We start from the raw sequence: 20,838 nt of genomic DNA, 5'->3' as shown, positions 1-20,838 counted from the left end.
CTAAGACGCCGCCTCCGCCCCCGGATGTGCGGTCATCACCGGATTGTCGTCAGGGATCCCAGCATGATAGAGACCAAGTTGAACCTAGCGCCCAGCCAGGCAATCCCTGCCGACGGCGCCCTGTCGCCCTCGCTCCTCGCCGGGGGGGAAGGAAAGGATCTGTCGCTGGCGGACGGCAAGGCCGCATTTGCCGATGCCATGGCCAGAGCCCAGCTGCTGGGCCAGGAGCCATCGGCCAGTCAAGGGGGTGACGAGGCCCAGGCTGCGGCCACTTTGGATGCCAAATCTTTGGCGTCTGCCGAGGCAACTGGCGATCAGGAGGTGCCCACCAAGACGCCATCTGAGGAGACCGAGCTTCCCCCCGAGGATTTTCTGCAGCAGCTGCAGGCCTCCCTCAGGCAGGATGTCAGCCTGGTGGTGCCCCCTGCCTTGCCCCCCCAGGAGGTGACGGCGACCGTCGACGGCAATGACTTGCCGCCCGAGTCGCATCCTGTGTCACAGGCCGCAGGGCCTGTGACGGCGGGGGCTGCACCAGCCTCGCCGGTGGTCGCCGATGGGCAGGGCGCAGAGGCGCTCCCCCTTGAAAATGAAGAGAACGGGCTCGCCGCTGGCAAGGTGCCCGTCGCGGGCAAGGGCCAGCCCTCGGAGCCGCAAGAGCGCGAGCAGGCCACTGCCGAAAACAAGCCAGCGGCGCCCAAGGCCGGTCAGCCGGCAGATGCGGTGGCGACTGAACCCTTGTCTGGCGAGACGCGGGCGGCCCAGCTGGCCAAGGTGGTGGCCGGTGAGGCCGCCCCTGCGCCGGCGAGCCAGGGGCCTGTGGCGGGCACGAAGCCGTCCGAGCCAGTTTCCCATGACGAACAGATCAGCGCGGCCTCTGCGACCACAGCCAGGGCCTTCGACGCCGGCGTGGTCAGGGTGGAGCCCCAGGGCGGGGCCCAGGCCAAACCAGAACCTGGCACTGCCGGTGGTGAGGGCGACAAGGCGAGCCCGGCAGGTGACGCCCGGGAGGCCAAGCCAAGCGCGGCCCCCAGAGCCGAGACGACGGCCAGTGGCACCACTCCCCAGCCCGCCCCATCCAGCCCGGATCCCGTGCTGACGGCGCCCCAGCAGACGCTGGCGCGTCATGAGTCCCAGGGGCCGCAAGCCTCGCTGACGGCGCTCTCGGCCGGCATCCAGCAGATGGAGGCCGAACCCGCGGTGGCCGTTGGAGCCGCCGTGGAACTCAAGCCGGCGGCGCAGAAATCCAGGCTCGATGAGCTGGGCAAGCAGCTCGGGATCGAGGCCAAGGGCAACGAACCTAGCGAGGGAAGCCAGCCGCTGCAGCATGCCCAGACCAGCGATGGCAAACCGGCGGCCGAGGTGAGTGCGCGGCGGGAGCCCCAGAGCCTGCCGCATCTCAAGCTGGCCACCCCGGAGGCGCCAGCCCAGTTGCACCAGAAGGTGAACCTGATGCTGGCGGACAAGCTGCAGCAGGCGGAGATCCAGCTAGACCCCCTGGGCCTTGGCAAGATGAAGATCCAAATCCAGATGGATGCCTCCAGCCAGGCCAACGTCCACTTCGTGGTGCAGCATGGCCAGACCCGGGAGATGCTGGAGCAGGCCATGCCCAGGCTGCGGGACATGCTGGCGGGGCAGGGGATCCAGCTCGGTCAGACAGTGGTGCAACAACAGGCACAGCAGCAGGGGCAACAGCAGCAGGGACAGCCGCCATCGCAGGGCCAGTCTGGCTTCGGCGGTCAGGGTCAGCAAGGGGGAGGCTTTGCCGGTGGCGACCAGCCGGAGGGGGAGGGCAGGGCCCGCACCCTGAGTCTGCTGGTGGAATCGACAAACGATGCCGGAATTGATTTCTATGCTTGATGCCTGCCCGAGTAAGTTTATGATACCGAACAAGTTTGAGACTAGGGTGGACAAGGGATGGCAGACGATAACGAACTGACGCTGAAGGACCCGGCGGCGGCCAAGAAAAAGAAGCTGATCATGATAGTCGCCCTGGTCGTCATCCTCCTGGGTGGCGGCGGGGCCGGTGCCTGGTTCATGTTTGCCGGTTCGGACGAACCGGCGGCCGACACGGCCGAGACCAAGCCCGAAGCCAGTGCGCCCCAGCCCTCCCTCTATGTGGGCATGCCGCGCCCCTTCGTGTTCAATGTGGCTGGCGGGCAGCGGGATCGGCTGGTGCAGATCAAGATCCAGCTGATGTTGCGCGGGGCCGCTGACGAGACCCTGGCCAAACAGAATATTCCCCTGATCGAAGGGACCCTGCTGCGGGTCTTCAGTGCGGCCACCGCCGAGCAGCTGATGACCTTCGAGGGCAAGGAGAAGCTGCGTCAGGATTCATTGGAAGAGTGTCGCCGGGTCCTCAAGGATCTGGTCTCTTCCCCCGTAATAGAACAAGTGCTGTTTACCGGCTTTGTCATGCAATGAAAGGTGAAGCGTGAGCGATCTGTTAAGTCAGGACGAAATTGATGCCCTGCTGCACGGTGTCGATGATGTCGAAGAGGAAGAGCTAGGGGCGGCCGGGGATCCCGGTATCGCCCAGTTTGACTTCTCCTCCCAGGACCGCATCGTCCGTGGCCGCATGCCGACCCTGGAGCTGGTGAACGAGCGGTTCGCCCGTCACATGCGCATCAGCCTGTTCAACATGATGCGACGCACCGCCGAGGTGTCGATCAACGGCGTGCAGATGCTCAAGTTCGGCGAATACGTGCACACCCTGTTCGTGCCGACCAGCCTGAACATGGTGCGCTTCCGCCCCCTCAAGGGGACGGCGCTCATCACCATGGAGGCGCGTCTCGTCTTCATTCTGGTGGAGAACTTCTTCGGCGGCGACGGCCGCTACCACGCCAAGATCGAGGGGCGCGAGTTCACCCCCACCGAGCGGCGCATCATCCAGATGCTGCTCAAGCTGGTGTTCGAGGACTACAAGGATGCCTGGGCGCCGGTGATGGACGTCGGCTTCGAATACCTCGACTCGGAAGTGAACCCGGCCATGGCGAACATCGTCAGCCCCACCGAGGTGATCGTCGTGAGCTCCTTCCACATCGAGCTGGATGGCGGCGGCGGCGACTTCCACGTGGCCATGCCCTACTCCATGCTCGAACCCATCCGCGAGCTGCTGGATGCCGGGGTGCAGAGTGACAAGGGCGACACCGACGTGCGCTGGAGCAAGGCCCTGCGCGACGAGATCATGGACGTCAAGGTGGAGCTCAAGGCCAAGCTGCTGGAGACAGAGCTGACCCTACGCGAGCTGATGGAGCTGCAACCCGGCGACATCATACCGGTGGAGATGCCGGAGAACCTGCTGGTCTTCGTGGAGGACCTGCCCACCTTCCACGCCAAGATGGGGCGCACCAAGGAGAACGTGGCGCTCAAGATAGTGGACAAAATCAAGCGCCCTGACGGAGTCAAGACAGAGATGCATCTGGTGACCCGGGGGGGCGTGCGCATCGATGGCGAGGCCGAGCTGGAAGAGCTCGAACGCAGCATCGCCGATAAACAGCCCTAATAGACCCGTCGCCTGCGACCTGGGTCACGAAGCAGCATGAGGAATTGAAGATGAGCGGAACCGATGACGAGCAGGATCTGATGGCTGACGCCTGGGCTGCCGCGCTGGAAGAGCAGGTAACGGCCGAGGCCAAGCCCGCCCCCCTGGAGGAGCTGAGAGACGACGCCCCCATCAGTGCCGAGGAGCGGCGCAAGCTGGACACCATTCTGGATATTCCGGTGACCATCGCCATGGAAGTGGGCCGCAGCCAGATCAGCATTCGCAACCTGCTGCAGCTGAATCAGGGCTCTGTCGTGGAGCTGGATCGGGTGGCGGGCGAGCCCCTGGACGTGCTGGTCAACGGCACCCTGATCGCCCACGGCGAGGTGGTGGTGGTGAACGACAAGTTCGGCATCCGTTTGACCGATGTCATCAGCCAGATAGAACGGATCAAGAAGCTCAAATGATTCGTGCCATCGCCCTGTTGTTGTTCGCCGTCCCCGCACTGGCCAACCCGGGGGCTGGCGCCACTCCCCCCAGCATCACCTCCTGGCTGCTCTCCAGCCTGATGGTGATCGGCCTCATCCTGGTGCTGGGCTTCCTGCTCAAGAAGAGCAAGCTCACCCAGGTGATGGGGGGCGGCCAGATGAAGGTCATCGCCACCCTGCCGCTCGGGTACAAGGAGAAGCTGATGGTGGTCAAGGTGGGCGAGCAACAGCTGCTCATCGGGGTGACGCCGCAGCAGGTCAACTTCCTCTATCGCCTGGAAGAGCCACTGGACGAGCGTCAGCCCCAGGCCTTCTCCCAGCAGCTCGGCAAATTGATGGGCAAGCATGAAAAAAGTTAACTGGATCGGGTGCCTGGGCCTGCTGTCCGTGCTGCTGTCGCCCCTGGCGATGGCCCAGGACGGCATGTCGGCACTGACCGTCAAGACCATGGCGGATGGCAGTCAGGAGTACAGCCTGACCCTGCAGGTGCTGGCGCTGATGACCGCGCTCTCCTTCCTGCCTGCCATTGTCATCATGATGACCTCCTTCACCCGGATCATAGTGGTGCTCGGGATCCTCAGACAGGCCATAGGCCTGCAGCAGAGCCCATCCAACCAGGTGCTGATCGGCATCGCCCTCTTCATGTCCTTCTTCATCATGTCGCCGGTGCTGGATCGCATCAACGAAGAGGCATTGCAGCCCTATTTGGCGGAGACCATAGGGCCCAAGGAGGCGCTGGAGAAGGCCGAGCTGCCCATCCACCAGTTCATGCTGGCCCAGACCCGGATCAAGGATCTCAACACCTTCATGGAGATAGCGAACGTGCAGGTGGCCGAGCCGGCGGATGTGCCGCTGCGGGTGCTGATCCCGGCCTTCGTCACCAGCGAGCTCAAAACCGCCTTCCAGATAGGCTTCATGCTGTTTCTACCCTTCCTGGTCATAGATCTGGTGGTGGCGAGCATACTGATGGCCATGGGTATGATGATGCTTTCTCCCATGCTGGTCTCCCTGCCGTTCAAGCTGATGCTGTTCGTCATGGTGGACGGCTGGAACCTGATCCTGGGGTCGCTCGCGACCAGTTTCGGGCTGGGGGCGGGATAAGCCGGTCAATGGAAAGGAGCCGATAAGATGAGTCCGGAAACCTTCGTCGACGTATTCCGTGAGGCGCTCTGGCTGGTGACCATAATGGTGTGCGCCGTTATCCTGCCGAGCCTGATGGTGGGGCTGGTCGTCGCCATCTTCCAGGCCGCCACCTCCATCAACGAACAGACCCTGAGCTTCCTGCCCCGTCTCGTCGTCACCCTGCTGGCCCTGGGGGCAGGCGCCCACTGGGGCCTGCAGAGCCTGATGGACTTCTTCCAGCTGATGGTGAGCCAGATCCCCGAGGTGGTCGGCTGATGCCCGTGTCGGCATTAGCGACCATCAGGCTGCCGATGACCATCAGTCCCACGGCTTCGGTAGCGGCGGCATGAGCTATACCACTGCGGTGATCATGGAGTGGCTGGCGTCCGTGCTCTGGCCCCTTGCCCGGGTGAGCAGCCTGCTGATGGTGATGGCGGTGTTCGGCAGCCGGCTGGCTCCTGCGAACGTTCGCATGGGGCTGGCGCTCGCCATCACCTTCATCATCGCCCCCCTGCTGCCCCCCATGCCCAAGGTGGAGCTGTTCTCCGTCGGCAGCTTCCTGGTGCTGGGGCAGCAGCTGCTCATCGGCATAGCGCTCGGCCTCATGACCCAGTTTCTGCTGGAAAGCTTCGTGATGGCGGGCCAGATCATCGCCATGCAGACCAGCCTGGGCTTCGCCACCCTGGTGGACCCCATGAACGGCCAGTCGGCCCCCGTGGTGGGTCAGTTCTACCTGATGCTGGCGACCCTGGTGTTTCTGGCGGTGGACGGCCACCTCCTGATGATCAGGATGGTGGTGCTGAGCTTCGAGACCCTGCCGGTCTCGGACAGCGGGCTCAGCCTGCCCGCCATCCGCAGCCTGGTAAGCTTCCTAGGGGTCATGTATCAGGCCTCCCTGGTGATGGCGCTGTCGGCCATCATTGCCCTGCTGCTCATCAACTTCGCGTTCGGGGTCATGACCCGGGCGGCCCCCCAGCTCAACATCTTCAGCATCGGCTTCGCGGTCAGCATGATGTCGGGCCTGTTCATCCTCTGGCTCACCATAGGCGGCTTCATGGGGCACTTTGACTCCCTCTGGGAGCGGGTGCAGGAGACCAGCTGCGAGCTTATCCAGGTCCAGTGCCTGGGGGGCCAAAATGGCTGATACCGGGCTGAAAAGTACCGATTATCTCCCCGTCTGCTGCGCGTGGGGGTTAGCTCGCCATGGCGACTTGATGTGCCTGAGAGGCCAGCATGGCTGATACCGATCAGGAACGCACAGAACAACCCACGGGCAAACGACTGCAACAGGCCCGGGAAAAAGGGCAGATTGCACGTTCCAAGGAGCTGGGTACCGCCAGCGTCCTGCTGGCGACCGTGTTTGGCTTGCTGATGATCAAGGAGAGCCTGGCTGGCGCCATGGTCAAGGTACTCACCATGGGCTTTACCCTGGACCGGGATCAGGCGTTCGATCCCAACGCCATGGGGGTCATGCTGCCCACCCTGCTGTGGGAGTTGCTGCAGCCCCTCGGCCTGCTGTTCCTGCTGGTGACCATAGCCGCCTTCGTGGGCAACACCCTGCTGGGGGGGATGAACTTCTCCTCCGAGGCCATGCTGCCTAAGTGGAGCAAGCTGAGCCCCTTGAGTGGTTTGAAGAGGATGTTCGGGGTGCAGTCCCTGGTGGAGCTCGTCAAGTCCATCGCCAAAGTGGTGTTCATCAGCCTGTTCGCCTGGTGGATGCTGTCTAGCCAGTTCAATCACCTGCTCAATCTCTCCCTCGAGGGCTTCCCCGGCGGCATCATAGACGCCCTGGACCTGCTGCTGTGGATGCTGATCATCCTCTGCTGCGCCCTGATCCCCATAGTCGCCATAGACGTGCCCTTCCAGACCTGGAACCACAATCGCCAGCTCAAGATGACCAAGCAGGAGATCAAGGACGAGTTCAGGGACAGTGAGGGCAAGCCCGAGGTAAAGGGCAAGATCCGCCAGTTGCAGATGCAGATGGCGATGCGCCGCATGATGGGGGATGTGCCCAAGGCGGACGTCATCATCACCAACCCGACCCACTACTCCGTGGCCCTGAAGTACGACGCGGGCAAGCCAGGCGCCGCCCCCAAGGTGCTGGCCAAGGGGGTGGACGAGGTGGCGATGAAGATCAGGGAGATAGCGCGGGAGTACGATATCCCGGTGATGTCCTCGCCGCCCCTGACCCGGGCCATCTACCACGCCACCGAGATTGGCCAGGAGATCCCCGAGGGGCTCTTTGCCGCCGTGGCCCAGGTGCTGGCCTATGTCTATCAGCTCAAGAAGTTCCGCCGTGGCCGTGGCCGCCGCCCGACCCCGGTCGCCAAGGATCTGCCCATTCCACCGGAATATCGCAAGTAGCCCGGTGTTTTGGGAGGCGTTGGCCGTCTCCGCCACCAAGGTCTGTCCACTATGCCGCCGGACTATTGCAAGCAGTCTGTGCTCTGAGGCGTTGGCTGTCTCCGCCGCCAGAGAGCTGTCCACCATGTTCCGCCGGAATATCCTAAGAACCCCCGCACTCCGCCCTGTTTGCCATCAAGCTACCCGAACGTGTCCTCCGACGGACTTCTGACAGCATCAAAATAAAATTCCAATAGATCAATGAGTTGAGTAATTGGCTTGATATTTGCTTTCATTCGGCATCGGCAGTTGTAAATCGAGAAGAACGATGGGATTCAAGGCTGGAGTGAGCCGCTTCAAAGAGTACAGATGGTTGCTCAGCAAGGGGATAGGGACCCCGCTGCTGGTGCTCGCCTCTCTCGGCATGGTGGTACTCCCCATACCGCCCCTGATGCTGGATATCCTCTTCTCCTTCAACATCGCCCTCTCCATAGTGGTGCTGCTGGTGGCCGTCTATACCCGTCGGCCGCTGGAGTTTGCCGCCTTCCCCACAGTCCTGCTGATAGCGACCCTGCTGCGGCTAGCGCTCAACGTCGCTTCCACCCGGGTGGTGCTGCTGGAAGGCCACAACGGCAGCGCGGCGGCGGGCCATGTGATCGAGGCCTTCGGCAACGTGGTGATCGGTGGCAACTATGCGGTGGGCATCATCGTCTTCATGATCCTGGTGATCATCAACTTCGTGGTGGTCACCAAGGGTGCGGGCCGGATCTCCGAGGTGAGCGCCCGCTTCACCCTGGATGCCATGCCCGGCAAGCAGATGGCCATAGATGCGGACCTGAACGCCGGTCTCATCAACCAGGAAGAGGCCAAGAAGCGCCGTCAGGACGTGACCCAGGAAGCCGACTTCTACGGCTCCATGGACGGTGCCTCCAAATTCGTGAAGGGGGATGCCGTCGCCGGCATCATGATCCTCTTCATCAACATCATCGGTGGCTTCATCATCGGCATGATGCAGCACCAGCTCAGCTTCGGTGAAGCGGCCGAGATCTACACCCTGCTCGCCATAGGTGACGGCCTGGTGGCCCAGATACCCTCACTGCTGCTCTCCATCGCCGCTGCCATCATAGTCACCCGTCAAAATACCGATCAGGACATGGGCACGGCCGTGCTCGGCCAGCTGTTCGAGAACCCCAAGGCGCTGGTGATCTCCGCCGGCATACTGCTGATGATGGGCAGCGTGCCCGGCATGCCGCACCTGGCCTTCCTGAGTCTGGGGGCCGTGGCGGCGGTGGGGGCCTGGTGGCTGCTGCGTCGGGAGAAACTGAACAAGGCCAGGGTGGCGAGCGGTGAACTCTTGCCGGCCCAAGGTGATGCCCCGGTGGAGCAGAAGGACCTGAGCTGGGACGACGTGATGCCGGTGGACATCATAGGTCTGGAGGTGGGCTATCAGCTCATCCCGCTGGTGGACAAGAACCAGGGTGGCGAGCTGCTCAACCGGATCAAGGGGGTGCGCAAGAAGCTCTCCCAGGAGTTCGGCTTCCTGGTGCCTGCGGTGCATATCCGCGACAACCTGGATCTCGCCCCCAATCAGTACCGCATCACCCTGATGGGGGTGAGTACCGGCGAGGCCACCGTCTATCACGACAAGGAGATGGCCATCAATCCAGGCCAGGTGTTCGGCCAGATCCAGGGCATAGCGACCCAGGACCCCGCGTTCGGACTGGAAGCTGTCTGGGTCGCCAAGGAGCAGGTCTCCCAGGCCCAGACCCTCGGCTATACAGTGGTGGACGCGGCCACCGTCGTGGCCACCCACCTGAGCCAGATCCTCTCCAACCATGCCGCCTTGCTGCTGGGTCACGACGAGGTGCAGCAATTGCTGGACATGATAGGGAAGCATCAGAGCAAGCTGGTGGAAGGGCTGGTTCCCGAGGTGATCAGCATGGGCAACCTGGTCAAGGTATTGCAAAATCTCCTCAATGAAGGCGTGCCAATTCGCGATATGCGCACTATCCTGCAGACCCTCGTGGAATATGCGCCACGCAGCCCGGACCCGGAAGTGCTGACCGCCGCCTGCCGTATCGCCCTGCGCAGGTTGATAGTGCAGGAGATTGCCGGCCCCGAGCCCGAGCTGCCGGTGATCACCCTTTCACCAGAACTGGAACGCATATTGCATCAATCCCTGCAAGCAGGTGGGGGAGATGGCGCCGGTATAGAACCGGGACTGGCGGAGCGGATGCAGCGCTCCCTGGTGGAAGCCACTCAACGACAAGAACTGGAAGGCCAGCCGGCCGTGCTTCTGACATCGGGGATATTGCGCAATACCCTGGCGAAATTTGTCAAGAATGCCATTCCTGGATTACGCGTCCTGTCTTATCAGGAAGTGCCTGATGACAAGCAGATCCGCATCGTCAGTGCGGTGGGACAGGGCTAGTTAGCGGAGATGACGGGTGAAGATTAAGCGGTTTTTTGCCAAAGACATGCGAACGGCGCTGGCCGAGGTCAAGGAGACGCTCGGGCCGGATGCCGTCATCATGTCCAACAAAAAGGTCACCGGTGGGGTGGAGATAGTCGCGGCTGTCGATTATCAGTCCCAGGTGCCTGGACCTAAAGATGCGCCGGTTCGCCGTCAGTTGAACGATGAGAGCGTCAATATCTCGTCTGCGGGCAAGCAGATGACGCGCTCGGCTCCCCCCAAGGAGCAGAACGAATACTATGCCGATACCCTGGCGGCCCTGCTGGCGCGCCAGCAGAAGCTCAACCCTGCCAATCCGGCGGGCGGCAACGCCGCTCAGGGTTCATGGCCTGCGAATGGGGCGGGCAACGGCACCCCAGCTCCGGCATCATGGTCCGGGAATGGGGCCGCTGGCGGCAATCAGTCCGCGGGACTGGCGTCCGCCAACGGCGCACCCAGGACGCTGGCCGAACAGGGCCAGTGGGGCGCGGCCCCCGAGCCTGCCAAGCCGAAGGCACGTCCTGCCCCCGGCCCCCGTGCAGCGCAACCTGCCCCGCGGGATCAGGAGATGGAGGGGATGCGCAAGGAGATGGCCAGCATCCGCAAGCTGCTGGAGCACCAGATCTCCGGTCTGATGTGGCAGGAGGTGGAGCGCCGCGAGCCGATGCGGGCGCTGCTCATCAAGGAACTCAAGAAGATGGGGTTCGATGATGCCTTCGCCGATCAGCTCGCCGGACTTATCCCGGAAGACATGCCCATCCATCAGGCCATGGCCCAGCTGGCCGAGGTACTGACGGCCCAGCTCAAGATCAGCGAAGACGACATCTTGCGCCAGGGCGGTGCCGTGGCGCTGCTCGGGCCGACCGGGGTGGGCAAGACCACCACCATCGCCAAGCTGGCGGCCCGTTTTGCCATGAAGTATGGCGCCGAGCAGGTGGCCCTCATCACCACGGACAACTACAGGATCGGGGCCCACGAACAGCTGCAGACCTATGGTCGCATCATGGGTTGCCCGGTGCGTCAGGTACGGGATGCCGAGGAGCTGGCCAATGCGCTCTATCAGTTCCGTCACCGCCGGCTGGTACTCATCGATACCGCCGGGGTAGGGCAGCGGGATATCCGTCTGACCGAGCAGCTCGACACCCTGGTCAAGAATGCCAAGGTGCGCATTCGCAGCTACCTGGTCATGTCAGCCACCTCCCAGCGACGGGTGATGCAGGAGGCGGTGGATCACTTCCGGCGCATTCCGCTCTCCGGCTGCATCCTGACCAAGCTCGACGAGAGCCTGAATCTGGGTGAGGTGATTAACGTATGCATTCAGAACGCCCTGCCCATCAGCTACATCACTGATGGGCAGCGGGTGCCGGAAGATATTCAAGTTGCCAATGCGGCGCTGCTGGTCGGCGCGGCCATGGGCTCGCTGGAGCGGGAAACAGAAGACCCTTACTTCTGGGGTTCAGGCTTTGGCGAGGCCGAAGATTCGGAGTTTTATGAGTAACATGTATATGGATCAGGCGAGTGGTCTGCGCAAAATGCGTCAAAACAATCGAGTAAAAGTGATCGCCGTGTCCGGAGGCAAGGGGGGCGTTGGCAAGACCAACGTGACCCTGAACGTGGCGGGAGCCATGGCCGCCCAGGGCAAGCGGGTGTTGGTGCTGGATGCCGACCTTGGTCTGGCCAACGTCGACGTCATGCTGGGGCTGCGGGTGCACCGCAACCTCTCCCATGTGCTGGCGGGGGAGTGCACCATAGACGACATCATAGTCGAGGGGCCCTACGGCATGATGATAGTGCCGGCCACCTCGGGCACCCAGTCCATGGTCGAGCTGTCGCCGGTGCAACATGCCGAGCTCATCCGCGCCTTCAGCGAGATGAAGACCCAGGTGGACGTGCTGCTGGTGGACACGGCGGCGGGGATCTCCGACATGGTGCTGAGCTTCACCCGTGCGGCCCAGGACATCATGGTGGTGGTGTGCGACGAGCCCACCTCCATCACCGATGCCTATGCCCTGATCAAGATCCTCTCCAAGGATCACGGGGTGTTCCGCTTCAAGGTGGTGGCCAACATGGTTCGCTCCCTGCGCGAGGGGCAGGAACTCTTCGCCAAGCTGACCCGGGTCACCGACCGCTTCCTCGACACCTCCCTGGAGCTGGTGGCCTGCGTGCCTTACGACACCAACCTGCGGGCCGCGGTGCGCAAGCAGAAGCTGATCGTCGAGGCGTTTCCCAAGTCGCCCGCCTCCCTGGCATTCCGTGCCCTGGCGAACAAGGCGGCGAGCTGGCCCATCCCGAACCAGCCTGGGGGACACCTCGAATTTTTCCTGGAAAATTTATTGCAAAAGCCGGTCATAGCACAGGAAGACTCCCGTGAATAAAGCCCAAGCATACTTGCGTCATCAGGATTCCTACGTGCTGGTCGAGCGTCATGCTCCGCTGGTCAAGCGGATTGCCCAGCATTTATTGGCTCGCCTGCCAAGCAGTGTCTTGCTGGATGACCTGATCCAGGCAGGTATGATTGGGCTGCTCGAAGCCTCCCGCAACTTTGACGGCAGCAAGGGCGCCAGCTTTGAAACCTATGCCGGCATCCGCATCCGCGGCGCCATGCTCGACGAGATCCGCCGCGGGGACTGGGTGCCCCGTTCGGTGCACCGCAACAGCCGTGCCATCGCAGAGGCGATCGAGAACGTGGAGCAGGCCCATGGCCGGGATGCCAGAGACACCGAGGTAGCCGCCAACATGGGGGTCTCCCTTGGCGAATACCATGCCATGCTGCAGGATGTCTCCTGCGGCAAGATCATCGGCATCGAGGATCTCGGGGTCAGCGAGGATGTGATAGGGCATCCCGATGACGCCAGCGGTCACGGCGGCTTTGACGATCTGGCGGCCGAGCGCTTTCAGGGCGCCCTGGCCGAACACATCGCCCGCCTGCCCGAACGGGAAGCCCTGGTGCTGTCACTGTATTACGACGAAGAGCTGAACTTGCGTGAAATCGGGGAAGTCCTGAGCGTGAGCGAGTCTCGGGTGAGCCAGATCCACAGCCAGGCCATGCACAGGCTGCGGGCCCGTTTGAGAGATTGGAATTTATAAGTGGTTGTACTGGCTACACTGGAACGCAACTCTAAGGCATAATCCGCACCATAAAACCTGCGATCTGCATCATGTAAGTGAGCCGTTTTGGCGGCTATTTAGGAGGGAATTTTGGACAAGAACATGAAAATCCTCATCGTCGACGATTTTTCAACGATGCGCCGGATTATCAAGAACTTGCTGCGTGACCTGGGATATAACAATACCCATGAAGCAGACGATGGCAACACGGCCCTGCCGATGTTGAAAAACGGCGATTATCAGTTCGTGGTCACCGACTGGAACATGCCCGGCATGCAGGGCATAGACCTGCTCAAGGCGATCCGTCTCGATGACAAACTCAAGCACCTGCCGGTACTGATGGTGACTGCGGAAGCCAAGCGCGAGCAGATCATCGAAGCCGCCCAGGCCGGGGTCAATGGCTATATCGTCAAGCCGTTCACTGCCGCCACCCTCAAAGAGAAGCTCGACAAAATCTTTGAACGAATCGGCTAAGGAGCGGCAGGGATGAAGGCCAAAACGAGTGCCATGATCTCGCTTGAACAGGCAAGGATGCTGGTTGCCCACCTGGAGCGAGAAGAGTTTGAACAGGCCGATACCATCCTCGCCGATGTGTGTGCCCCCAATGCGGCGGCCCTGTTTGACAAGGTGGGGCAGTTGACCCGCCAGTTGCACAACTCACTGCAAGATTTTCGCCTGGATCCCAGGATCCCCGACCTGGCCACCCATGAGATCCCGGATGCCCGGGAGCGGCTCAGCTATGTCATCGACATGACTGACAAGGCGGCCAATCGCACCATGGATGCGGTCGAGGCCAGTCTTCCCATCGCCGATCGGCTCAATGACAACATTCAGCTGGTGATGCCCAATTGGAATGCCCTGATGAGCCGGGATCTTGAACTGGGTCAGTTCAAGGCACTCTGCCATCAACTGAATGATTTTATTAAGGCTTCGGAGACGGATGCCGATAAGTTACGACAACTGCTGACTGAAATCCTGATGGCTCAGGATTTCCAGGACTTGACCGGTCAGATGATCCGCAAGGTGATCAAGCTGGTGCAGGAAGTTGAAACAAAGTTGATAGAGATGCTGACCATGTTTGGTGAGGCCGTCATCGAGAATTCGGCGCGCAGCCTGCCGGCGAGCGGCATCGAGGCAGAAGGCCCCATCATGAACCCGCAGACAAGGTCCGATGTGGTCAATGGTCAAGATGATGTGGACGATCTGCTGTCTAGCCTGGGATTCTAATGGAGTGACGCATGGCCTTCGAAGTTGATGAAGACATACTGCAAGACTTTTTGGTCGAAGCATCAGAAATATTGGAACAGTTGTCTGAACAACTGGTCGACTTGGAAAAGCGGCCCGATGACAAGAATCTGTTGAATGCCATCTTTCGCGGCTTCCATACCGTCAAGGGGGGAGCGGGTTTCCTCTCCCTGACCGAGCTGGTGGACGTCTGCCACGGTGCCGAGAACCTGTTCGACATGCTGCGCAACGGCAAGCGAACCCTCAGTGCTGAGCTGATGGATGTCATTTTGCAGGCCCTTGATGCCATCAACGTCATGTTTGCCCAGGTGCAGAATCGGGAGCCGACCAGCCCGGCCTCTGCCGATCTGCTGCACGATCTGCACGAACTGTGCAAACCCGAAGGGCAGGAGCAGTTGCGTACCGCCAGTGTTGCCGCCCCGCAGCAGCCCGAGCCGGAACCCGAACCCGTCATCGTCGCCGAGAGCGCGCCTGTGGCCGTCAACGGTGGCGGCTCCATCGACGAGATCTCTGCCGACGAATTCGAGCGCCTGCTGGATGAACTGCACGGTGCTGGCAAGGCGCCGACAGTGTCTGCCGCCCCCGTTTTGAGCGGCTCGGGCGACATCACGGACGACGAGTTCGAGGCCTTGCTCGATCAACTGCACGGCCAGGGCCAGCATGGCGGCGCTCCGGATCTCTCCCCGCTGCAATCGGTACAAAAAGAGGTGGATGAGCTCATCGACGACGACGAGTTCGAACGCCTGCTGGATGAATTGCATGGCCGTGGCCAGGCGCCGCAGCACAGCATGGCGGCGGCTACTCCGGCTCCCGAGCCCAAGGCTCCCGCCGCGCCTGTGGCCCCGCCCAAGGCGCCGGTCGCGGCCAGCGCCGCCCCCGCCAAACCCGCTTCTGCACCGGCCAAGCCGGCCACTGCTCCCACTCCTGCCAAGCAGGCGGCCCCCGCCGAGAGCAGTGCGGTGCAAAACGACACTACTGTGCGGGTGGATACCAAGACCCTGGACGTCATCATGAACATGGTGGGGGAGCTGGTGCTGGTGCGAAACCGCCTGGTGAGCCTCGGCATCGCCAGCAACGACGAAGAGATGTCCAAGGCGGTGGCCAACCTGGATGTGGTGACCGCCGATCTGCAGGGCGCGGTCATGAAGACCCGCATGCAACCTATCAAGAAAGTCTTCGGCCGCTTCCCGCGCGTTGTGCGCGATCTCGCCCGCACCCTCAAGAAAGATATTGAGCTGGTGATGGTGGGTGAAGAGACGGATCTCGACAAGAACCTGGTGGAGGCCCTGGCCGATCCCCTGGTTCACCTGGTGCGCAACTCCTGCGACCACGGCGTCGAGATGCCGGACGTGCGGGAGAAGGCGGGCAAGCCCCGTCAGGGCACCATCACCCTGAGCGCCTCCCAGCAGGGTGACCATATTCTGCTCTGCATCGAGGATGACGGCGCCGGCATGGATCCGGAGAAGCTCAAAGCCATCGCCATCAGCCGTGGCGTGCTCGATGCAGACAGCGCGGCGCGCATGAGCGACAACGATGCCTACAACCTGATCTTCGCCCCCGGTTTCTCGACCAAGTCCGAGATCTCCGACATCTCGGGCCGTGGCGTCGGCATGGATGTGGTGAAGACCAGCATCGTCAGCCTCAATGGCTCTGTGCACATAGATTCGACCTGGGGCAAGGGCACCCGCCTTGAGATCAAGGTTCCCCTGACCCTGGCCATACTGCCGACCCTGATGGTGGAAGTGGGTGAACAGACCTTCGCCCTGCCGCTTGGCTGCGTGAACGAAATCTTCCACCTGGATCTGAAGAAGGCCAACGTGGTGGACGGCCAGCTCACCATCATAGTCCGCGACAAGGCGATCCCGCTGTTCTACTTGCACAAGTGGCTGGTCCGCGGTGCCGGCAGAGCGGCACGCCAGGACACAGGCCACGTGGTCATAGTCCAGATCGGCACCCAGCAGGTGGGCTTCGTCGTGGACAACCTCATCGGTCAGGAAGAGGTGGTGATCAAGCCCCTGGACAATCTGCTGCAAGGGACCCCCGGCATGGCCGGCGCCACCATCACCAGCGACGGCGGCATCGCCCTCATCCTGGACGTGCCCAGCCTGCTCAAGGCCTATGCCCGCCGCCACTGAGCGTCTGGCCCAAGGAGTTAAAAGAATAACAATGGCAGTCAAGGTATTAGTGGTCGACGATTCGAGTTTCTTCCGTCGCCGGGTCAGCGAGATCATCAATCAGGATCCCCTGATGACGGTGATCGACACGGCCCAGAACGGTCGGGAGGCGGTAGACAAGGCGCTGCAGTTGCGGCCTGACGTCATCACCATGGACATCGAAATGCCGGTGCTCGATGGCATCAGCGCCGTACGCGAGATCATGGCCAAGTGTCCGACCCCCATACTGATGTTCTCCTCGCTGACCCACGAGGGGGCCAAGGCGACCCTGGATGCACTGGATGCCGGTGCCCTGGATTTCCTGCCCAAGAAGTTCGAAGACATAGCCCGCGACAAGGATGAGGCCGTCAAGCTGCTGCAACAACGCGTCAGGGAGATCGCCCGCAAGCGCTTCCTGATGGCGGCCGCCAGGCCCCGGGCGCCGGAGCCCCTGGTGCGCCCCGCCCTCGGAGCTGCCTTGGCGCGTCCTCTTGATCGCCAGCCCGAGCCGGTCCGCGCCGCGGCGCCCGCCAGCTTCAAGCGCAGCGGCAAGAGCTATCAGCTGGTGGCCATCGGCACCTCCACCGGTGGCCCTGTGGCGCTGCAGAACGTGCTGACCAAGCTGCCCGGTGACTTCCCTCACCCCATATTGCTGATCCAGCATATGCCCGCCACCTTCACCGCCGCCTTTGCCGCCCGTCTCAACGGTCTGTGCCAGATCGGGGTCAAGGAGGCGGAGGACGGTGACGTGCTCAAGCCGGGTCACGCCTACCTGGCCCCCGGTGGCAAGCAGATGCTGCTGGAAGGGCGCGGGCCCGGGGCTCGCCTTCGCATCATAGAGGGCAATGACAAGGTCAACTACAAGCCCTGCGTCGATATCACCTTCGCCTCGGCCGCCAAGATCTACGGCGACAAGGTGCTCGCCATAGTGCTGACCGGCATGGGAGCCGATGGCCGGGACGGAGCGCGTCTGCTCAAGGAGCAGGGCGCCACCATCTGGGCGCAGGATGAAGCCTCCTGCGTGGTCTACGGCATGCCCCAGGCGGTTGCCAAGGCCGGCATAGCGAGCGAATCCCTGCCGCTGGACAGGGTTGCCCAGCGCATCCTGGTCGAGTTGGGTCGCTGACCATGGGCATGTTCGGCCTGGTGCTGGCGCTGCTCGCCGTGGCCGTCGCCCAATGGTGGCACGGGGGCAGCCTGCTGACCCTGCTCGATGGCCCGGCCTTCGTCATCGTGGTCGGGGGCACCTGGGGGGCCGTCATACTGCAGACGCCCCGCAAGTACATGCTGTCCGCGCTCGCCCAGGCCCGCTGGATGCTGTTCCCGCCGCGACTGGATCTGGTGCAGCAGGCCGAACGCCTGCAGGCCTGGGCCCAGTTTGCACGCCAGCAGGGGTTGCTGGCGCTGGAGAACCAGGCCGAAGGGGAGCCTGATCCCTTCACCCGCCAGGGGCTCACCATGATAGTGGACGGTGTCTCCATCGAGGATATCCGCCGCCTGCTGGAGGCGGACATCGACATCGAGCAGGAGCGCAACGAGCACGCCGCCAGGGTGTTCGAGGCCATGGGGGGCTACAGCCCGACCATAGGCATCATAGGGGCCGTGATAGGCCTCATCCAGGCCATGTTTCACCTGGAGGAGCCGGGCACCCTGGGCGCCGGCATCGCCATCGCCTTCGTCGCGACCATCTACGGGGTGGGCTTTGCCAACCTCCTCTACCTGCCGATAGCGAATCGCCTGCGGGCATTCCACTACCACTACGGTCTCTACCAGGAGATGACGCTGGAAGGGTTGCTGGCCATCGCCCACGGGGAGAACGGCCAGCAGGTTGAACGGCGGCTACGGGCTTATCTGAAAGGGGAATAGCCATGCGCAAGCGCTATCGTTTGCACCTGCAAGGGCGAGAACATCTCGATCGCTGGCTGGTCTCCTATGCCGATTACATGACGCTCATCTTCGCCCTCTTCGTGGTGCTCTACTCCGTGGCCATAGTCAACAAGGAGCAGTACCGCGCCGTCATCGAGGGCATGACCCAGGCCTTCAACCAGGTACCGCGCAGCGATGGCTTGCTGGAAGGGCAGGGCAACTCCCTGCTGAACCATCCGGTGTCGGCCGCGCCTTCCCTGCTGGAGAGCCAGGCCTCCCCATCGCCTTCGCGTGCCCCCATCACGGGCACCCCGATCCAGCAAGATGGCACGGCCCTTGCGACCATAGACCTGCAGTTGCAGGAGGCCATGGGCGCCCTGGTGGATGCCGGCGTGGTCAAGCTGGCGAAGGATGACAACTGGCTGACGGTGGAGCTGAGTTCCGGCCTGCTGTTTCGCAGCGGCAGCGCCTTTCTGGGGAGCAATGCGGCCCCTGTGCTCGATACGCTTTCAGGTATTCTGAAACCGGTCGATAACTATGTCAGGGTGCGGGGTTACACGGATAACCAGCCGATCAACAACGAAATGTTTCGCTCCAACTGGACCCTGTCTGCCGCCCGCGCCGAGGCTGTGCTCGGCGCCCTGGTGGCCAAGGGGATAGCCCCCGAGCGGCTCGCCTACGAGGCCTATGGGGAGTTCTCCCCCTTCGCCGACAACGGCAGCGAGCAGGGGCGGTTACAGAATCGCAAGGTCGTGGTCGCCATATCCAGATTCGCCTGGGTGCTGCGAACCTCCGTCAACTCCCTGACGGTGACGCCGGCCCCGGCCGCGCCACAGAGCGTCGACAGCGAGAACGTCAGAGTGGTGACGCTGCCCGGTGGTGGCATACGCATAACAACAAGGCAGGATTGATACAGTGATTGTTTGGACGGTTGCCAATCAGAAGGGTGGAGTCGGTAAAACCACCACGGTCGTCTCCCTGGCGGGCATTCTGGCCCAGCGTGGCCAGCGGGTACTGCTGATCGACACCGATCCCCATGCCTCCCTGACCTCTTATTTCGATTTTGACTCGGACCGGCTGGAAGGCACCCTCTACGAGCTGTTCCAGGCGGCCAAGCCGAGCAGCGAGCTGGTCAACCGCATGACCCTGAAGACCAAGTTCGAGAACATCCACCTGCTGCCCGCCTCCATCACGCTGGCGACCCTGGACAGGGTCATGGGCAACCGGGAAGGCATGGGGCTGGTGCTCAAGCGTGCCCTGTTGCGGGTGCAGGATCAGTATGACTATGTGCTCATCGACTGCCCGCCCGTACTGGGGGTGATGATGGTCAATGCGCTGGCGGCCTGCGATCGCATCCTGGTGCCGGTGCAGACCGAATTTTTGGCCTTGAAGGGGCTGGAGCGGATGATGAAGACCTTCGAGATCATGCAGCGATCCAAGCGGGACAAGTTCCGCTATACGGTGATCCCGACCATGTTCGACAAGCGTACCCGGGCCTCCCTGATGACGCTGCAGTCCATCAAGGAACAGTATGGGGAGGCGGTGTGGAATGCGGTCATTCCCATCGACACCAAATTCCGGGATGCCAGCCTGCTGCACATACCCCCGTCCATCTATGCACCGGGCAGCCGTGGCACCTATGCCTACGAGACACTGCTCAACTTTATTGATGCGCTGGAGCGTCAACGAACCCAGGAGGTGAAGCCATGAGAGAGACCACCCAGGTTCGGGCCATGGATGACTATTTCCACTCCCTGCTGCTCGATGACGTCCTGCTGCGGGACGATCCGGACGACGAGGCACCGGCCCCTGCGCCGCAGTTGCAGCCTCAGCCCGCCCCCTTGCCCGAGGTGGTTGCAGCCCCCTATCTCGAAGCCGACAGCCGACTGGCGCAACTGAGCGAGCTGCTCGCCCAGGTGAGCCAGGTGCAGGACGAGATGGATGTCCTGAGCCATGAAGAGCTGCATGTCGAGCCCTTCCAGCTCGAGGTTGAGGTCGAAGCCGAGCCCGAGCCGGTCGAGGTGGCCCTGGCGACGCCCGAGGTGATCCCGGTGATCGCCGAACCCGTCGCCCTGACACTGGCCGAACCCGCGCTGGCGGCGGAACCTGAACCGGCCCCTGCGGCCTGGGAAAACCTGGATACCGGCAACGAGTTTCAGGCGCTCTTCTTCGACGTGGCCGGGGTGACCTTCGCTGTGCCCCTGACCGAACTCGGCGGCATCCACCAGCTGGGGGAGGTGAGCTCCCTCTTCGGCCAGCCGGGCTGGTACAAGGGGATCATGACCTCCCGGGAGCAGAAGATGAACGTGGTCGACACGGCCCAGTGGGTCATGCCGGGCCAGCATCTGGAGATAGACGAGTACAAATATCTGATCATGCTGGGGGAATCACCCTGGGGACTGGCCTGTCATCAGTTGAAGGGCACCGAACTGCTGCATCGGGATCAGGTGAAGTGGCGCCATCAGGAGGGGAAACGTCCCTGGCTGGCGGGCATGGTCAAGGAGAAGATGTGTGCCCTGCTGCACGTCAGGGAGCTCTTGGTGCTCCTTGGCCGAGGCGTGAACATTGAAGGCCGCTGAC

At 62.5% G+C, this 20,838-nt stretch carries 21 protein-coding genes; all 21 read left to right on the top strand.

Annotated features, from left to right (window positions below; all coding sequences use genetic code 11):
- Positions 1-63: 63 nt before the first annotated feature.
- The 21 genes from G4923_RS06060 to G4923_RS05960 all read left to right on the top strand — a co-directional run bounded on the left by G4923_RS06060 (position 64) and on the right by G4923_RS05960 (position 20,837).
- Positions 64-1,857, top strand: coding sequence for a flagellar hook-length control protein FliK (locus G4923_RS06060; RefSeq protein WP_163136075.1), 1,794 nt, complete (start codon positions 64-66; stop codon positions 1,855-1,857).
- Positions 1,858-1,914: 57 nt separating this feature from the next.
- Entirely contained in the window at positions 1,915-2,421 is a 507-nt protein-coding gene (gene fliL / locus G4923_RS06055; RefSeq protein WP_163136073.1) for a flagellar basal body-associated protein FliL, read from the top strand.
- A gap of 10 nt (positions 2,422-2,431) precedes the next feature.
- Positions 2,432-3,502 (top strand): flagellar motor switch protein FliM, encoded by a 1,071-nt coding sequence (fliM, locus tag G4923_RS06050; protein ID WP_042650084.1) that lies wholly within the window; start codon positions 2,432-2,434, stop codon positions 3,500-3,502.
- 50 nt (positions 3,503-3,552) lie between these two features.
- On the top strand, positions 3,553-3,948 hold the full coding sequence (fliN, locus tag G4923_RS06045; RefSeq protein ID WP_042650085.1) for a flagellar motor switch protein FliN: 396 nt from the start codon (positions 3,553-3,555) through the stop codon (positions 3,946-3,948).
- Positions 3,945-4,328, top strand: a complete 384-nt coding sequence (fliO, locus tag G4923_RS06040; protein WP_025326248.1) for a flagellar biosynthetic protein FliO — start codon at positions 3,945-3,947, stop codon at positions 4,326-4,328. The genes fliN and fliO overlap by 4 nt, the downstream gene beginning before the upstream one ends.
- Positions 4,315-5,070 (top strand): flagellar type III secretion system pore protein FliP, encoded by a 756-nt coding sequence (gene fliP, locus G4923_RS06035; protein WP_111912517.1) that lies wholly within the window; start codon positions 4,315-4,317, stop codon positions 5,068-5,070. Before fliO ends, fliP begins: the two co-directional genes overlap by 14 nt.
- A 27-nt stretch (positions 5,071-5,097) precedes the next feature.
- A complete protein-coding gene (fliQ, locus tag G4923_RS06030; protein ID WP_010673927.1) occupies positions 5,098-5,367 on the top strand; it encodes a flagellar biosynthesis protein FliQ in 270 nt (89 codons plus the stop codon).
- 70 nt (positions 5,368-5,437) lie between these two features.
- Complete coding sequence (gene fliR, locus G4923_RS06025; protein WP_106887472.1) at positions 5,438-6,235, top strand: flagellar biosynthetic protein FliR; 798 nt, start codon at positions 5,438-5,440, stop codon at positions 6,233-6,235.
- Between the two features lie 89 nt (positions 6,236-6,324).
- Positions 6,325-7,455, top strand: a complete 1,131-nt coding sequence (flhB, locus tag G4923_RS06020; RefSeq protein ID WP_025326251.1) for a flagellar biosynthesis protein FlhB — start codon at positions 6,325-6,327, stop codon at positions 7,453-7,455.
- Positions 7,456-7,762: 307 nt separating this feature from the next.
- Positions 7,763-9,865: a flagellar biosynthesis protein FlhA gene (flhA, locus tag G4923_RS06015; RefSeq protein ID WP_106887470.1), complete on the top strand. Its 2,103-nt coding sequence runs from the start codon at positions 7,763-7,765 to the stop codon at positions 9,863-9,865.
- A gap of 16 nt (positions 9,866-9,881) precedes the next feature.
- Positions 9,882-11,384 carry a flagellar biosynthesis GTPase FlhF gene (gene flhF / locus G4923_RS06010; protein ID WP_163136072.1) on the top strand — a complete coding sequence of 501 codons (1,503 nt, stop codon included), beginning with the start codon at positions 9,882-9,884 and terminating at the stop codon, positions 11,382-11,384.
- Position 11,385: 1 nt separating this feature from the next.
- Complete coding sequence (locus G4923_RS06005) at positions 11,386-12,261, top strand: MinD/ParA family protein (RefSeq protein WP_025326254.1); 876 nt, start codon at positions 11,386-11,388, stop codon at positions 12,259-12,261.
- Positions 12,254-12,973 (top strand): RNA polymerase sigma factor FliA, encoded by a 720-nt coding sequence (locus G4923_RS06000; protein ID WP_025326255.1) that lies wholly within the window; start codon positions 12,254-12,256, stop codon positions 12,971-12,973. Before G4923_RS06005 ends, G4923_RS06000 begins: the two co-directional genes overlap by 8 nt.
- Before the next feature lie 123 nt (positions 12,974-13,096).
- Complete coding sequence (cheY, locus tag G4923_RS05995; protein ID WP_425266319.1) at positions 13,097-13,468, top strand: chemotaxis response regulator CheY; 372 nt, start codon at positions 13,097-13,099, stop codon at positions 13,466-13,468.
- A 12-nt stretch (positions 13,469-13,480) separates the two neighbouring features.
- A complete protein-coding gene (locus G4923_RS05990; protein ID WP_025326257.1) occupies positions 13,481-14,221 on the top strand; it encodes a protein phosphatase CheZ in 741 nt (246 codons plus the stop codon).
- 11 nt (positions 14,222-14,232) lie between these two features.
- The gene (locus tag G4923_RS05985) at positions 14,233-16,374 is read left to right on the top strand and encodes a chemotaxis protein CheA (protein WP_163136071.1); all 2,142 of its coding nucleotides are present in this window, start codon (positions 14,233-14,235) and stop codon (positions 16,372-16,374) included.
- 31 nt (positions 16,375-16,405) lie between these two features.
- A complete protein-coding gene (locus tag G4923_RS05980) occupies positions 16,406-17,518 on the top strand; it encodes a protein-glutamate methylesterase/protein-glutamine glutaminase (protein WP_106887467.1) in 1,113 nt (370 codons plus the stop codon).
- Positions 17,519-17,520: 2 nt separating this feature from the next.
- Positions 17,521-18,258, top strand: coding sequence for a flagellar motor protein (locus G4923_RS05975; RefSeq protein WP_163136069.1), 738 nt, complete (start codon positions 17,521-17,523; stop codon positions 18,256-18,258).
- Between the two features lie 2 nt (positions 18,259-18,260).
- Complete coding sequence (locus tag G4923_RS05970) at positions 18,261-19,169, top strand: flagellar motor protein MotB (RefSeq protein ID WP_163136067.1); 909 nt, start codon at positions 18,261-18,263, stop codon at positions 19,167-19,169.
- A 4-nt stretch (positions 19,170-19,173) separates the two neighbouring features.
- The gene (locus tag G4923_RS05965) at positions 19,174-19,968 is read left to right on the top strand and encodes a ParA family protein (RefSeq protein WP_111912507.1); all 795 of its coding nucleotides are present in this window, start codon (positions 19,174-19,176) and stop codon (positions 19,966-19,968) included.
- Positions 19,965-20,837 carry a chemotaxis protein CheW gene (locus tag G4923_RS05960; protein ID WP_163136065.1) on the top strand — a complete coding sequence of 291 codons (873 nt, stop codon included), beginning with the start codon at positions 19,965-19,967 and terminating at the stop codon, positions 20,835-20,837. Before G4923_RS05965 ends, G4923_RS05960 begins: the two co-directional genes overlap by 4 nt.
- Position 20,838: the final 1 nt, after the last annotated feature.

It is taken from the genome of Aeromonas rivipollensis, from assembly GCF_010974825.1.
In the GTDB taxonomy this organism is placed as follows: Bacteria; Pseudomonadota; Gammaproteobacteria; order Enterobacterales; family Aeromonadaceae; genus Aeromonas; species Aeromonas rivipollensis.
The sequence above is the reverse complement of the archived record's forward strand: the minus strand, read 5'-3'. Positions and strand labels throughout refer to the sequence as shown.

Excerpts from the sequence above, each read along its gene's own strand:
- fliL (WP_163136073.1), top strand. The coding sequence starts at position 1,915 with ATGGCAGACGATAACGAACTGACGCTGAAGGACCCGGCGGCGGCCAAG.
- G4923_RS05990 (WP_025326257.1), top strand. The coding sequence starts at position 13,481 with ATGAAGGCCAAAACGAGTGCCATGATCTCGCTTGAACAGGCAAGGATG.
- fliO (WP_025326248.1), top strand. The coding sequence starts at position 3,945 with ATGATTCGTGCCATCGCCCTGTTGTTGTTCGCCGTCCCCGCACTGGCC.
- cheY (WP_425266319.1), top strand. The coding sequence starts at position 13,097 with ATGAAAATCCTCATCGTCGACGATTTTTCAACGATGCGCCGGATTATC.
- fliR (WP_106887472.1), top strand. The coding sequence starts at position 5,438 with ATGAGCTATACCACTGCGGTGATCATGGAGTGGCTGGCGTCCGTGCTC.
- G4923_RS05975 (WP_163136069.1), top strand. The coding sequence starts at position 17,521 with ATGGGCATGTTCGGCCTGGTGCTGGCGCTGCTCGCCGTGGCCGTCGCC.
- G4923_RS05980 (WP_106887467.1), top strand. The coding sequence starts at position 16,406 with ATGGCAGTCAAGGTATTAGTGGTCGACGATTCGAGTTTCTTCCGTCGC.
- fliN (WP_042650085.1), top strand. The coding sequence starts at position 3,553 with ATGAGCGGAACCGATGACGAGCAGGATCTGATGGCTGACGCCTGGGCT.
- G4923_RS05970 (WP_163136067.1), top strand. The coding sequence starts at position 18,261 with ATGCGCAAGCGCTATCGTTTGCACCTGCAAGGGCGAGAACATCTCGAT.
- G4923_RS06005 (WP_025326254.1), top strand. The coding sequence starts at position 11,386 with ATGTATATGGATCAGGCGAGTGGTCTGCGCAAAATGCGTCAAAACAAT.
- G4923_RS06060 (WP_163136075.1), top strand. The coding sequence starts at position 64 with ATGATAGAGACCAAGTTGAACCTAGCGCCCAGCCAGGCAATCCCTGCC.
- fliQ (WP_010673927.1), top strand. The coding sequence starts at position 5,098 with ATGAGTCCGGAAACCTTCGTCGACGTATTCCGTGAGGCGCTCTGGCTG.
- flhA (WP_106887470.1), top strand. The coding sequence starts at position 7,763 with ATGGGATTCAAGGCTGGAGTGAGCCGCTTCAAAGAGTACAGATGGTTG.
- G4923_RS05985 (WP_163136071.1), top strand. The coding sequence starts at position 14,233 with ATGGCCTTCGAAGTTGATGAAGACATACTGCAAGACTTTTTGGTCGAA.
- flhB (WP_025326251.1), top strand. The coding sequence starts at position 6,325 with ATGGCTGATACCGATCAGGAACGCACAGAACAACCCACGGGCAAACGA.
- G4923_RS05960 (WP_163136065.1), top strand. The coding sequence starts at position 19,965 with ATGAGAGAGACCACCCAGGTTCGGGCCATGGATGACTATTTCCACTCC.
- fliP (WP_111912517.1), top strand. The coding sequence starts at position 4,315 with ATGAAAAAAGTTAACTGGATCGGGTGCCTGGGCCTGCTGTCCGTGCTG.